We start from the raw sequence: 13,159 nt of genomic DNA, 5'->3' as shown, positions 1-13,159 counted from the left end.
GATTTTTTGTGAGCGAACTCATTCGCGTACCTGACATCGGCAGCGGTGAAGGTGAAGTAATCGAGCTGTTTGTGAAGGTCGGCGACACCGTCGAAGCCGACCAGAGCATCCTGACCCTGGAGTCGGACAAGGCGAGCATGGAAATCCCTGCTCCCAAGGCCGGCGTGGTCAAGAGCCTGAAAGTGAAGCTGGGCGACCGCCTGAAAGAAGGCGACGAACTGCTGGAACTGGAAATCGAAGGCGCCGCTGATGCGGCCCCTGCGCCAGCCCCGGCTGCCGCTGCTGCACCCGCACCTGCCGCTGAAAAACCTGCTGCTGCCGAGGCCCCTGCGGCCCCGGCTGCTGCTCCGGCCGCTGCCACTGTCCAGGATATTCATGTTCCGGACATCGGCTCGTCGGGCAAGGCCAAGATCATCGAGCTGCTGGTCAAGGTCGGCGACACCGTCGAAGCCGACCAGTCACTGATCACCCTGGAGTCCGACAAGGCCTCCATGGAAATCCCATCGCCGGCTGCCGGCGTAGTGGAAAGCATCGCGGTCAAGCTGGAAGACGAAGTCGGCACTGGCGACTTCATCCTCAAGCTCAAAGTACAAGGCGCTGCACCTGCTGCTGCGCCAGCACCGGCTGCTGCTCCGGCTGCCAAGGCTGAAGCTGCTCCGGCGGCTGCCGCTCCTGCACCTGCTGCAAAAGCCGAGGCCGCACCGGCTCCGGCGGCTGCGCCTGCACCTGCGCCAAGCGGTGCCAAGGTTCACGCCGGCCCTGCCGTGCGTCAGCTGGCCCGTGAGTTCGGCGTTGAGCTCAACGCTGTGTCGGCCACCGGCCCGCACGGTCGTGTGCTCAAAGAAGACGTGCAGGTGTACGTCAAAGCCATGATGCAGAAAGCCAAGGAAGCTCCGGCTGCCGGCGCTGCTACGGGCGGCTCGGGCATTCCACCGATCCCGGTCGTGGACTTCAGCCGCTTCGGCGAAACCGAAGAAGTGCCGATGACCCGCCTGATGCAAATCGGCGCGTCGAGCCTGCACCGCAGCTGGCTGAACATCCCGCACGTGACTCAGTTCGACCAGGCCGATATCACCGACCTGGAAGCGTTCCGCGTTGCGCAGAAAGCCGTGGCCGAAAAAGCCGGTGTGAAACTGACCGTGCTGCCACTGTTGCTCAAGGCGTGCGCGCACCTGCTCAAGGAGCTGCCGGACTTCAACAGTTCGCTGGCACCAAGCGGCAAGGCGATCATTCGCAAGAAGTACGTGAACGTAGGTTTCGCCGTGGATACCCCGGACGGCCTGCTGGTTCCTGTGATCAAGAACGTTGATCAGAAGAGCCTGCTGCAACTCGCCGCTGAAGCTGCTGCGCTGGCTGCCAAGGCCCGCGACAAGAAGCTCACCGCCGACGACATGCAAGGCGCTTGCTTCACGATCTCCAGCCTCGGTCACATTGGCGGTACTGGCTTCACGCCAATCGTCAACGCGCCGGAAGTGGCGATCCTGGGTGTGTCCAAGGCCACTATCCAGCCTGTGTGGGACGGTAAAGCGTTCCAGCCGAAGCTGATGCTGCCGCTGTCGTTGTCCTACGATCACCGTGTGATCAACGGCGCTGCTGCTGCCCGCTTCACGCAGCGTCTGAGCCAACTGCTCAACGACATCCGCACCATCTTGCTATAAGCCTCAAACGGGCCTCCCTGTCACCGGGGAGGCCTGGCACTACCGATTTCCGAGCGCCACGCTCGTACCTCAACCCCGCCACTTGGCGGGGCTTTTTTTGGGTGTCTGTTGAACACGCAAAACAGGTTTGTACACCTTCCATCACCCCGATTGCAGAAATCCCCCACGCGGCCGATAACAGGGTTATAGCACTTAGCCTTCATCCTCTCTTGTCAGTGCGTGCTGCATGATGCAACCTTGCCGCAGGTGACAGTAAAGAGGGCGTGAGCCCGGCGCCGTGCGCATCTTCCCAAGCGAGTTTCCCCCATGAAAAGCCAACCCGATGTCGCCCGTATGGCGGCCGAGGTAGTGACGCAATTACCGGTGCCTTCGCGCCTCGGTATGCTGCGTTTCGAGCGGCTTAATGAGGCAAGCTGGGCGCTGCTGTACCTGGACCCCAATTGCGAGCGCCAATTCGGCCTGCCGGCGGTGGAACTGTGCGCCTTGATCGGCACCCCCTACGCCAGCCTGATGGAACCCCAGGCGCGCTATCAACTGCACGACACCATCCAGCAGCAGTTGGCCCATAGCCCGCATTACCTGGTGCGCTACACCCTGCACACCAACGATGGGCCTTTGAGCCTGCTGGAGATGGGCGAGGCGTATAAACAACACAATCGCCACCTGTTGCGCGGCTACCTGATGGTGGTCGACGGCCTGTTCAGCGAAATCCCCACCGCCGCCCCGACCGCCGACCTGGAAAACCAGAACAGCCGCCTGCAGATCGCCCTGGAACTCAACCAGCGTGCCCAGCAGGAACAGCTGCAGCACCTTGAACGGGTACGCGCCCAACAGGAGCTGATCCTGCTGCTGGCGCGCCAGCGCTACACCACGCCGAATTCGCTGCAAGAAGCCGCCGAGCTGATCACCCGCAGTGCCTGCGATATCTACCAGATCGACTGCGCCAGCATCTGGAACCTCGAAGGCCAGCGCCTGGTGCCGATCTCGGCCTACCACCGCGAAGACCAGCAGCACCACTTGCCCGAAGCGATTGACGCCAGCAACTTCCCGGATTACCTGGAAGCCCTGCATTCGAGCCGTGCCATCGACGCCACCCACGCGATGCGTGACCCGCGCACCCGGGAAATGGCCGAGAGCCTGCGCGCCAAGGACGTCCACGCCATGCTCGACGCCAGCATCCGCGTAGATGGCCAGGTCGTCGGTGTGTTGTGCCTGGAGCAAAGTGGCAGCTCGCGTGCCTGGCAGTCGGATGAGATCGCCTTTGCCGGCGAGCTGGCGGACCAGTTCGCGCAAGTGATCAATAACCACAACCGCCGCACCGCCACCAGCGCCTTGCACCTGTTCCAGCGCGCGGTGGAACAAAGCGCCAACGCCTTTCTGCTGGTCAATTGCGACGGCGTGGTGGAGTACGTCAACCCAAGCTTTACCGCGATCACCCAGTACAGTGCCGAAGAAGTCCACGGCCACCGCCTGGCGCAGTTGCCGGCCCTGGAAAACCTCAGCGAACTGCTGTTCGACGCGCCGTCGAGCCTGGCCAAGAGCAACAGCTGGCAGGGTGAATTCAAGAGCCGGCGCAAAAACCTGGAACCCTATTGGGGCCAGCTGTCGATCTCCAAGGTGTATGGCGACAACCGTGAGTTGACCCACTACATCGGCATCTACGAAGACATCACCCAGACCAAGCTCGCGCAGCAGCGTATCGAGCGCCTGGCCTACACCGATAACCTGACCAACCTGGGCAACCGCCCGGCGTTTATTCGCAACCTTGATGAACGCTTCGCCCGCGACAGCGACAGCCCGATCAGCCTGCTGCTGGTGGACATCGACAACTTCAAGCGCATCAACGACAGCCTCGGGCACCAGACCGGTGACAAACTGCTGATCAGCCTGGCCCGGCGCCTGCGCAACAGCCTGAGTGCCGGTGGCAGCCTGGCGCGTTTTGCCAGTAACGAGTTTGCGGTGTTGCTGGACGACACCGACCTTGAGACCGGCCAACAGGTGGCCAGCCAATTGCTGACCACCCTCGACAAGCCGATGTTTGTCGACAACCAGTTGATCAGCGTCACTGGCTCCGTGGGCCTTGCCTGCGCGCCACTGCACGGCCGCGACCCACAGACCCTGATGCGTAACGCCGGTTTGGCCCTGCACAAGGCCAAGGCCAACGGCAAACATCAGGTGCAGGTCTTCACCGAGGCCCTGAACGCCGAGGCCAGTTACAAGCTGTTCGTGGAAAACAACCTGCGCCGCGCCCTGACCCAAAACGAGCTGGACGTGTTCTACCAGCCCAAACTGTGCCTGCGCAGCGGCCGCTTGCTGGGCATGGAAGCGCTGCTGCGCTGGAATCACCCGGAAAAGGGCATGATCCGCCCGGACCAGTTCATCAGCGTGGCCGAAGAAACCGGGTTGATCATCCCCATCGGCAAATGGATCGCGCGCCAGGCCTGCCGCATGAGCAAGCAGTTGAGCGCAGGCGGCATGGGCAATCTGCAGGTGGCGATCAACCTGTCGCCCAAGCAGTTCTCCGACCCGGACCTGGTGGCGTCGATCGCCACCATCCTCAAGGAAGAACAACTCCCGGCCAACCTGCTGGAGCTGGAGTTGACCGAAGGTTTGCTGCTCGAAGCCACCGAAGACACGCGCCTTCAACTCGACCAGCTCAAGAGCTTCGGCCTGACCCTGGCCATGGACGACTTCGGCACCGGCTACTCGTCGCTGAGCTACCTGAAAAAATTCCCCATCGACATCATCAAGATCGATCGCAGCTTTATCCACGAAATCCCGGACAACCAGGACGACATGGAGATCACCTCGGCGGTCATCGCCATGGCCCATAACCTCAAGCTCAAGGTAGTGGCCGAGGGCATCGAGACGGCCGAACAGCTGGCGTTCCTGCGCCGCCATCGCTGCGATGTGGGCCAGGGCTACCTGTTCGACCGGCCGATCCCCGGCGCAGAGTTGTTGGAAAAGCTTAAACGCTATCCGCGCGGGCCAATCGCCTGACAGCGCTGTAACACTCGGGCACACTGGCTGTCTGTCTTAATACATAACTCAATCTGACTGAGAGGACTGATCATGGTCTTGCGCTCGGAAATTCTGGTGAACAAAAACGTGCTGCCGACTCAAGAACAAGCTTTGCCTGGCCGTGAAACGCCGATGAACCTGCCCGAAACCCACTTCGTCAACGGCAACCCGCTGCTTGGCCCCTTTGTCGACAACGTAGAGTTTGCAATCTTCGGCCTCGGTTGCTTCTGGGGTGCCGAACGGCGGTTCTGGCAGCGCGACGGCGTGGTCAGCACCGTGGTCGGTTACGCCGGTGGCTACACGCCGAACCCGACCTACGAAGAAGTCTGCTCGGGCCTGACCGGCCACAGCGAGGTGGTACTGGTTGTGTTTGACCAGGACAAGATCAGCTATGAAGAACTGCTGAAAATGTTCTGGGAGTTGCACAACCCCACCCAGGGCATGCGCCAGGGCAACGACATCGGCACCCAATACCGCTCGGTGATCTACGCGGTGAAACCTGAGCATCTGGAAGCGGCCAAGGCCAGCGCCGACGCCTATCAGGCTGAATTGAACAAGGCGGGCCTGGGTGTGATCACGACTGAAATCGAACAAGCCCCGACGGTGTATTTCGCCGAGGCGTACCACCAGCAGTACCTGGCGAAGAATCCGCAAGGCTATTGCGGCATCGGCGGTACCGGCGTGACCTGCCCTATCTGACGCCAAAAGCATCGCGGGCAAGCCCGCACCACCTTGGAATGCATTCCGAATGTGGGAGCCGGCTTGCCCGCGATAGCGTTCCGACAGGCGACTCATTACTCAGCGATGAGCCAATCCATCTGCCACCCACCCTGGGTCTGACCAAGTTTCTTGGACAGCCACGGCAGCAGCTCACGCAGCTCCTCCTCCAGCCCCCACGGCGGGTTGGCAATCGCCAGGCCCGAGCCGGTCAGGGTGTTGGGCGTGTCCAACGGATGCACCAGCAATTCCACACGCAGCAGCTTCGGCGCGCCGGTGCCGGCCAGGTCCTGATAGAAACGCCGCAGCATGCGCTGGTCCTTCACCGGGTACCAGATCGCCGCGACGGTCTGGCGCATGCGGCTGACCGCTTCCTTGAGGGACGCTGCGCAGCGCTGCATCTCATCAAGCTGTTCAAACGGCGGATCAATCAGCATCAACGCGCGTTTTTCCGGCACTGGCAGCAAAGCACGTGGCACATGCCAGCCTTCGCCCAAGTGCACTTTGACCCGGCGATCGCCTTTCATGTTGTCCTTGAGCAGCACGCCGTCTTCCGGGTGCTTCTCATTGAGCAATACACGGTCCTGGGGCCGCGTGAGGCGGCGCGCCAGCTCCGGCGAGCCTGGGTAGTAGCGCAGCTGGCCGTCCGGGTTCATCTCGTGCAGCACACGCATGTAGTCGGCGGTGAGTGGCGGCAGGTCGCTTTCGCCCCACAGGCGCGCAATGCCTTCCAGGTATTCGCCGGTGCGGTTGGCCTGGTCGCCCTGCAAGTCGTACAGGCCAATCCCGGCGTGGGTGTCGAGGTAGGCGAACGGCTGCTCCTTGCGCGACATCAGGGCGATGAGGCGGGTCAAGGTCAGGTGTTTGAAGACATCGGCGTGGTTGCCGGCGTGAAAGGCGTGACGATAATTCATGGTTGCTCCTGCGCAGGGGGCGAAGTTTACCTTCTACGGCGGCAAAGGTGCAGGGCTGCGTGTCGGGCGGTGCTTATGTCGCAAAGGCAGGCGCACTGCCGAAAACAATCTATGGCTGCTGTGGGAGCTGGCTTGCCTGCGATGGCATCACCGCGGTATTACCCATACACCGCGGTGCTGGCATCGCAGGCAAGCCAGCCCCCACATTGCTTGGGGGCAACCCTGGAATCCAAGGAGGTCAACCCGCATCATGAAAGACGCCACCATTGCATTGCACCACGGCTTCAAGTCGGACCCGACCACCAAGGCCGTCGCCGTGCCGATCTACCAGAACGTCGCCTTCGAGTTCGATAATGCCCAGCATGGCGCCGACCTGTTCAATCTGGACGCGCCCGGCAACATCTACACACGCATCATGAACCCTACCAACGACGTGCTGGAGCAGCGCATTGCCGCCCTTGAAGGCGGTATCGCCGCCCTGGCCGTGTCGGCCGGTAGCGCGGCAATCCACTATGCAATCCAGACCCTCACCCGTGCGGGCGACAATATCGTCACCACGCCCCAGCTTTACGGCGGCACCTACACCTTGTTCGCCCACCTGCTGCCAAGCTTTGGCGTCGACGTGCGCTTCGCCCGCGACGACTCTGCCCAGGCCATCGCCGACTTGATCGACGACAACACCAAGCTGGTCTACTGCGAAAGCATCGGCAACCCGGCAGGCAATATTATCGACATTGAAGCCCTGGCCGATGTCGCCCATGCGCGCGGCGTACCGCTGATGGTGGATAACACCGTGGCCACGCCGATCCTGTGCAAGCCGATTCAGTTCGGCGCCGACATCGTGGTGCACTCGGTCACCAAATACGTGGGCGGCCATGGCAACTCCCTGGGCGGTGTGATCGTCGACAGCGGCACCTTCCCCTGGACCCAATACCCGGAAAAATTCCCCGGCCTCAACCAACCGGAGCCGGCCTACCACGGGGTGGTCTACACGGAAAAGTTCGGCCCCGCCGCCTTCATTGCCCGCGCCCGCACTGTGCCGTTGCGCAACACCGGGGCTGCGCTGGCGCCGATGAATGCATTTCTGTTGCTGCAAGGCCTGGAAACCCTGGCCTTGCGCATGGAGCGCCATACCGAAAACGCGCTGAAGGTTGCGCAATTCCTGCAAGGCCACGCCGAGGTGGAGTGGGTCAGCTACGCCGGGCTGCCGGACCACCCGCACCACGCCTTGGCGCAGAAATACATGCAGGGCAAACCCTCGGCGATCCTGTCATTCGGCTTGAAGGGCGGCTATGACGCCGGCGTGCGTTTCTACGATGCGCTGCAAATCTTCAAGCGGCTGGTGAATATTGGCGATGCCAAATCCCTGGCCTGCCACCCCGCGTCCACCACTCACCGGCAGATGAACGAGCAGGAACAGGCCAAGGCCGGCGTGAAGCCGGAGATGATTCGCCTGTCGGTCGGCATCGAGGCGATTGAAGACCTGATCGAGGACCTGCAGCAGGCCCTGGCTTCAACTCAACTCTGAAGCCAGATAATCCGCCAGCGCTTGAGGGCTGACGTCGGGCCTGCGCGAAAAGTAGGCGACCTTGTGCCGCAAGGTCGCAGGCCTGAGCGCGGTGTAGAGGTCCGGGCGCTGTTCTTCGAGCCATTGCAGCAGGTTGCCGATCAGCACCTGCGGCGAGTGCTCGGCCAAGTGCTCAAGCAGCGACGCCGGCACTTGCCACCATGGGCTGGCCTTGGCTGCCGTGGCCGGGCCGGTGCTGACGGCCAGCGGCTGGCCATTGATCAGGTAACGCTGAAACACCGGCAACACGCGTGCGGCCTCATCGCCGAGCTTCTGCAGAATGGGCAGCCACTGAGCGCCATCCCAAAAACGCAAAAACACCGCCTGCTCATCCGGCAACCACACTTTGGTCAGGCCTTGCAGGTGCGCAGCCACCGTCTCCGGCGGGCTGGACGAGACCGCGAGCCAACCCCAGTCCGTTGCCTCGGCGCTGGCGACCCAATCAAGGAAGGCACTGCCCGGCTCAACAATGCCCACATAAGGCATGACGTCGACCCATTCGGCGTAAGCCGTACCGGCCCATATCGAATGCGGCAATTTCCTCGGTGCCAGGGTTTGCCATGCATTAAGCGGCCTGGCTTCGCTGGCGCTGCCCAACACTGCGTAGAGGCGCTCCTCGGGTTGTAGTGGCCACTGTGCGAGCCAGGCGCTGGGAACCATGGACTGAAACATCGGGATAAATTCCATTTAAGGGTGAGAGTGTCCGGGAATATCACACTGGCCGTTCTTGCAGCGCTCACACTCCTCGCAAAACGGCGCACTGCGCTTGAGGCTGGCAACCTGTACGCCACTGAGTGGTGCAGCAACAGCCGCTGACAACGTTTCGGTAAGACCCGGCATCAACGGCATCGGCACGGCAGCGGGTGCACCGCCAACCTGGATCGGCACACTGCTGAAAATTCCGGCGGCCGACAGCGTGATCGATTGCCCTCCGGCCTGGATTGTCACGCTGGCGCCCGCATCGATGACCACGCTTTGCCCGGCGCCGATCTGGATGGTCCGCCCGGCCCGCACCTGCTGCGAGCCAGCGACGACCAGATGATCATCCTGCTTGAGTTCCGCGAGGCGATTGCCATGGGTGATGCGCTGCTCTTCACCCAGCAGCTCATGGTGGGATTCGCCGCCCACCTTGATCCGACGCTGGTTATCCACCTGGACGTGTTGGTCATGCAAGACGTGCTGGGTCCAGTCGCGCTGGGCACGCAGGTAAATCTCCTCGGCGCCCTTGCGATCCTCGATACGCAGCTCGTTGTAACCTCCGCCGCCCGGGGTGCTTTGGCTTCGGAACAGGCTGCGGGTCTTTTCCGCCGGCAGGTCAAGGGGCAACAGATTCGCCGCGTTGGGCAGGCAGCCCATCACCAGCGGCATATCCACGTCGCCATTGACGAAGCCCACCAGCACCTCCATGCCGACCCGCGGGATCAGCACCGCACCGTAACGGTCGTGAGCCCAGCCGCTGGCTACCCGCAGCCAGCAACTGGAGTACTCGTTGTGTTCGCCGTCGCGATCCCAGGCCATCTGCACTTTGACGCGACCGTATTCGTCGCAATGGACCTCAGCGTCGGCAGGCCCGGTGACCACTGCGTTCTGGTAGCCCGATATTTGCGGGCGGGACATGATCAGCGGCGTTCGAAACGGCACATCCCAAGGTGTGACGACAAACTCATTGTGGTAGCCGGGGGAGACGCCATCGTCATAAGTGTCAGGCGCAGATTCCTCAAGGACCTGAGGCTGTTGCCCTGAATGGTACAACCGGGTAACCAACCACAAATTATTCCATTCCGGACGAGGGTGCCCGGTCATCTTCAGGAACTGCCCAGTGGACAAGGCCGGCTGGTCACCACTGCCGCTGGCTTGGCGAAAGTCACTGCGATGACGCTCAAGCACCCGTTGCGCCAAGTACTTGCCATGGGCTCGATCAGTGAAGTGCCCAGGGTAGTACTGCTCATTCAGCACAGGCTGTTGCCCGCTGGATGCCGCGCTTTCCAGGACCAGACCGGGCTTTTTGAAATCATAATCGCGCACGCTTACGCCGGTGGTGCGGGTCTCCAACCGCAGGATGAAGTGCTTGATCGCAGGGGCCCCGGCCACCATGGCGGAACCGGCCGAGTAGGGAGTGGCTTGGTCTGGCTGGGTGAACACGCTTTGGTCATCGCCAAACACCAACAGATGGCGTTCGGGGCTGTGCTGGAAGTGATAGTGAATGCCCGACTCCACGCACAAGCGCTGAATGAACGCCAGATCGGTTTCGCCGAACTGAACACAGTACTCACGCTCGGGGTATTGCCCACTCAGCTGAAACGCAAAGGCATCACCCTGGATACCCTGTGCCTCCAGTGCCAGCGCAATGATCTGCGGCACGGTTTTTTTCTGAAAGATCCGCTGGTGCGTGCTGTGTTCCAGGTAAGCCAACTGCGGCACCAGGGTGATCTGGTAACGGGTCAGGCGCTTGCCGGAATCGCCTTGCGCCACCCGGTACACCTGGCCATGAACGCCGTGCCCTTGCGTATCAAACCCCAGGAACGCCTGACGGTGCAGGAGGCTATCGAGGTCCAGGTCGGGTTGTTCGCTCACCAACTCAAGGTCAAAACGAAAAGGCAGGCTGATAAATTCATCACCCGAAAACCCTCGAACCTTGAGTTCACTGGGCTGCCCATCAAGGGTCAGGTTAAAGGCACTTTGATTGGCAAGAGCAAACATCCGGTGTCTCTCCGCAAGGGGTGGGCGAGCGATTCTGCACCAGCTTTTCACCCACCAGAGCACACCACAGACAAATCAGTAAGCTCCTACACCCTGGGTGCCGGATTCTTCATGTATCTGGCGTCGAAGGCACGCCAAGGCCGTGCTAGCGTAATAGCTCCTCCTCACCGGATCACTGGAAAAAGCATGGCCACCCGCTACGCAAAAATCATCCTGACCCTGGCCCTCGCCGCCTTCGCCACCCTGGTTGCGTTCAACAACATCACGGACTACGGCTCCAACTTCGCCTTCGTCCAACATGTGTTGAGCATGGACACCACCTTCCCGAACAACGCCGCCATGTATCGGGCAATCACGACGCCGTGGATGTGGCACGCGGCCTACGTGCTGATCATTCTCGGCGAGGCGCTCACCGCTGTACTGCTGGCGCGGGGCGCGCTATCGCTATGGCGCGCGCGGCATGCAGGCGGGAGCGAATTCAACCGCGCCAAGGCAGGTGCAACAGCCGGCCTGACCCTCGGCTTTGTGGTGTGGTTTTTTGGCTTTATGGTGGTCGGCGGTGAGTGGTTTCTGATGTGGCAGTCCCATCAGTGGAACGGCCAGGAAGCGGCATTCAAGTTCTACATGGCGATCCTGGGCGTGCTGATTTTTCTCAATCAGCCGGATGCTGGCTGAACTGACAGCGGGACGCGGAGCGTACGGGGTGGCATTCCCACGCGGAGCATGGGAACGATCAAAACGATCAAAAAAAGGCCCGCTATCCTAAGGATGCGAGCCTTTTTTCTAACGCAATTGGCGCTTACCGCCCACCGAGTTACTTGTTGAGGTTGTAGTCTTTTTCCGCTGCATCAAAACGCTCGACCATACCCGCAGTCGGTGCGCCCATCTTGCTCACGAAATAGATCGCCAGGCTGGCGAAGATAAAGCCCGGGATGATTTCGTACAGGCCCAGCAGGTTGAAATGCTTCCACACGATCACGGTGATCGCGCCGACCAGAATACCGGCCAGTGCGCCGTTACGGGTCATGCCTTTCCAGATCACCGAGATCAGCACCACAGGGCCGAACGCAGCGCCGAAGCCTGCCCAGGCGTAGCTCACCAGGCCCAGTACGCGGTTGTCCGGGTTGGCGGCCATGGCGATGGCGATCAGGGCCACCAACAGCACCATCGCGCGACCCACCCACACCAGCTCAACCTGGGAGGCGTTTTTGCGCAGGAAGGTTTTGTAGAAGTCTTCGGTCAGCGCGCTGGAGCACACCAACAGTTGGCAGCTCAGGGTGCTCATCACCGCCGCCAGGATGGCCGACAGCAGCACGCCCGCGATCCATGGGTTGAACAGCAGCTTGGCCAGCTCGATAAACACACGCTCGTGGTTCTCGGTGACAGGACCGGCCACTTCCGGGTGCGCGGAGAAGTAAGCAATACCGAAGAAGCCCACCGCCACGGTGCCGGCGAGGCACAGGATCATCCAGGTCATGGAGATGCGACGCGCCTTGGCGATCGACTTCACCGAATCCGCCGCCATGAAACGCGCGAGGATATGCGGCTGGCCGAAGTAACCCAGGCCCCAGCCCATCAGCGAGATGATGCCGATGAAACTGGTGTTTTTGAGCATGTTGAAGTTGTCGGGGTTCTTGGCTTCGATCGCCAGGAACGTGGTGTCGACACCACCGGTGGCCAGCAGCACGATGATTGGCGTGAGGATCAGCGCGAAGATCATCAGCGTAGCTTGCACAGTGTCGGTCCAGCTGACCGCCAGGAAGCCACCCACGAAGGTGTAGGCGATGGTCGCCGCAGCACCGGCCCACAGCGCGGTCTCGTAGGACATGCCGAAGGTGCTTTCAAACAGACGGGCGCCCGCCACGATGCCGGACGCGCAGTAGATGGTGAAGAACACCAGGATCACTACCGCAGAGATGATCCGCAGCAGGCCGCTTTTATCTTCGAAACGGCTGGAGAAGTAATCCGGCAGCGTCAGGGCGTCGCCGTTGTGCTCGGTCTGCACCCGCAGGCGACCGGCCACGAACAGCCAGTTGAGGTAGGCACCGACGATCAGGCCGATGGCAATCCAGCTTTCCGACAGGCCGGACATGTAGATCGCGCCCGGCAAGCCCATCAGCAACCAGCCGCTCATGTCCGAGGCACCGGCCGACAAGGCCGTGACCACGCTACCGAGGCTGCGACCGCCGAGGATGTAATCAGAAAGGTTGTTGGTGGAGCGATAGGCCATGAAGCCGATCAGCACCATTGCTGCGATGTAGATCACGAATGTGATCAGGGTTGGATTGCTAACGCTCATAGGAGTGACGCCCTGGCTTTGTTTTTATGTAGCAGCGGTCTGGCAGACGGCCACCCATTGGTAACGGGTAGACGATACGGCGAGCCGCGCATTTATGACTGGCGTTTCCCCAGGAAAGCCGCCAGCCGATGAACCGACCCTTGCGAGTGGTTGCACCTTGGGCGCGAATGCTATTCAACAAAGTAAATAAGGTGCAACCAGTTTCTTGAGATTAAGTTGCACCTCGATATGTTTTCGCGTAAATACCGGGTTTTTGCTCCTTTTCGGAGCAAGAACAGCCGAT

Annotated in this window: 9 protein-coding genes; 5 read left to right on the top strand and 4 right to left on the bottom strand. The window is 61.3% G+C overall.

Annotation, left to right across the window (positions count from 1 at the left end; all coding sequences use genetic code 11):
* The first annotated feature begins 8 nt into the window (after positions 1 to 8).
* From aceF to msrA, 3 genes are all read left to right on the top strand, one after another.
* On the top strand, positions 9 to 1,658 hold the full coding sequence (gene aceF, locus AOA62_RS05440; protein WP_099548073.1) for a dihydrolipoyllysine-residue acetyltransferase: 1,650 nt from the start codon (positions 9 to 11) through the stop codon (positions 1,656 to 1,658).
* A gap of 306 nt (positions 1,659 to 1,964) precedes the next feature.
* Positions 1,965 to 4,658, top strand: a complete 2,694-nt coding sequence (locus AOA62_RS05435; protein ID WP_017138521.1) for a bifunctional diguanylate cyclase/phosphodiesterase — start codon at positions 1,965 to 1,967, stop codon at positions 4,656 to 4,658.
* Positions 4,659 to 4,730: 72 nt separating this feature from the next.
* Positions 4,731 to 5,378 (top strand): peptide-methionine (S)-S-oxide reductase MsrA, encoded by a 648-nt coding sequence (gene msrA / locus AOA62_RS05430; RefSeq protein WP_017138522.1) that lies wholly within the window; start codon positions 4,731 to 4,733, stop codon positions 5,376 to 5,378.
* Between the two features lie 95 nt (positions 5,379 to 5,473).
* Here the strand turns inward: msrA and AOA62_RS05425 are convergent, their stop codons facing one another.
* Positions 5,474 to 6,310: a 23S rRNA (adenine(2030)-N(6))-methyltransferase RlmJ gene (locus AOA62_RS05425; protein ID WP_017138523.1), complete on the bottom strand. Its 837-nt coding sequence runs from the start codon at positions 6,308 to 6,310 to the stop codon at positions 5,474 to 5,476.
* A gap of 250 nt (positions 6,311 to 6,560) precedes the next feature.
* Between AOA62_RS05425 and AOA62_RS05420 the strand changes: the two genes are divergently transcribed.
* On the top strand, positions 6,561 to 7,838 hold the full coding sequence (locus AOA62_RS05420) for an O-acetylhomoserine aminocarboxypropyltransferase/cysteine synthase family protein (protein WP_099548072.1): 1,278 nt from the start codon (positions 6,561 to 6,563) through the stop codon (positions 7,836 to 7,838).
* Here the strand turns inward: AOA62_RS05420 and AOA62_RS05415 are convergent.
* Positions 7,824 to 8,549, bottom strand: a complete 726-nt coding sequence (locus AOA62_RS05415) for a DUF4123 domain-containing protein (RefSeq protein ID WP_099548071.1) — start codon at positions 8,547 to 8,549, stop codon at positions 7,824 to 7,826. The genes AOA62_RS05420 and AOA62_RS05415 overlap by 15 nt on opposite strands.
* A gap of 15 nt (positions 8,550 to 8,564) precedes the next feature.
* A complete protein-coding gene (locus AOA62_RS05410) occupies positions 8,565 to 10,577 on the bottom strand; it encodes a type VI secretion system tip protein VgrG (RefSeq protein ID WP_099548070.1) in 2,013 nt (670 codons plus the stop codon).
* 186 nt (positions 10,578 to 10,763) lie between these two features.
* On the opposite strand from AOA62_RS05410, the gene AOA62_RS05405 reads away from it, so the two are divergent.
* On the top strand, positions 10,764 to 11,252 hold the full coding sequence (locus AOA62_RS05405) for a DUF2165 family protein (protein ID WP_099548069.1): 489 nt from the start codon (positions 10,764 to 10,766) through the stop codon (positions 11,250 to 11,252).
* A gap of 139 nt (positions 11,253 to 11,391) precedes the next feature.
* Here AOA62_RS05405 and putP read toward each other — a convergent pair whose 3' ends face one another.
* On the bottom strand, positions 11,392 to 12,876 hold the full coding sequence (putP, locus tag AOA62_RS05400) for a sodium/proline symporter PutP (protein ID WP_017138528.1): 1,485 nt from the start codon (positions 12,874 to 12,876) through the stop codon (positions 11,392 to 11,394).
* Positions 12,877 to 13,159: the final 283 nt, after the last annotated feature.

The organism is Pseudomonas sp. 2995-3 (genome assembly GCF_002742565.1).
In the GTDB taxonomy this organism is placed as follows: domain Bacteria; phylum Pseudomonadota; class Gammaproteobacteria; order Pseudomonadales; family Pseudomonadaceae; genus Aquipseudomonas; species Aquipseudomonas edaphica.
Note: the sequence above shows the minus strand (reverse complement) of the source record. Positions and strands in the feature narration are given on the sequence as shown.

What these genes read in the sequence shown, in the direction of transcription:
- AOA62_RS05420 (WP_099548072.1), top strand. Translation starts at nt 6,561, where the DNA reads ATGAAAGACGCCACCATTGCATTGCACCACGGCTTCAAGTCGGACCCG.
- AOA62_RS05405 (WP_099548069.1), top strand. Translation starts at nt 10,764, where the DNA reads ATGGCCACCCGCTACGCAAAAATCATCCTGACCCTGGCCCTCGCCGCC.
- msrA (WP_017138522.1), top strand. Translation starts at nt 4,731, where the DNA reads ATGGTCTTGCGCTCGGAAATTCTGGTGAACAAAAACGTGCTGCCGACT.
- AOA62_RS05410 (WP_099548070.1), bottom strand. Translation starts at nt 10,577, where the DNA reads ATGTTTGCTCTTGCCAATCAAAGTGCCTTTAACCTGACCCTTGATGGG.
- AOA62_RS05415 (WP_099548071.1), bottom strand. Translation starts at nt 8,549, where the DNA reads ATGTTTCAGTCCATGGTTCCCAGCGCCTGGCTCGCACAGTGGCCACTA.
- AOA62_RS05435 (WP_017138521.1), top strand. Translation starts at nt 1,965, where the DNA reads ATGAAAAGCCAACCCGATGTCGCCCGTATGGCGGCCGAGGTAGTGACG.
- AOA62_RS05425 (WP_017138523.1), bottom strand. Translation starts at nt 6,310, where the DNA reads ATGAATTATCGTCACGCCTTTCACGCCGGCAACCACGCCGATGTCTTC.
- putP (WP_017138528.1), bottom strand. Translation starts at nt 12,876, where the DNA reads ATGAGCGTTAGCAATCCAACCCTGATCACATTCGTGATCTACATCGCA.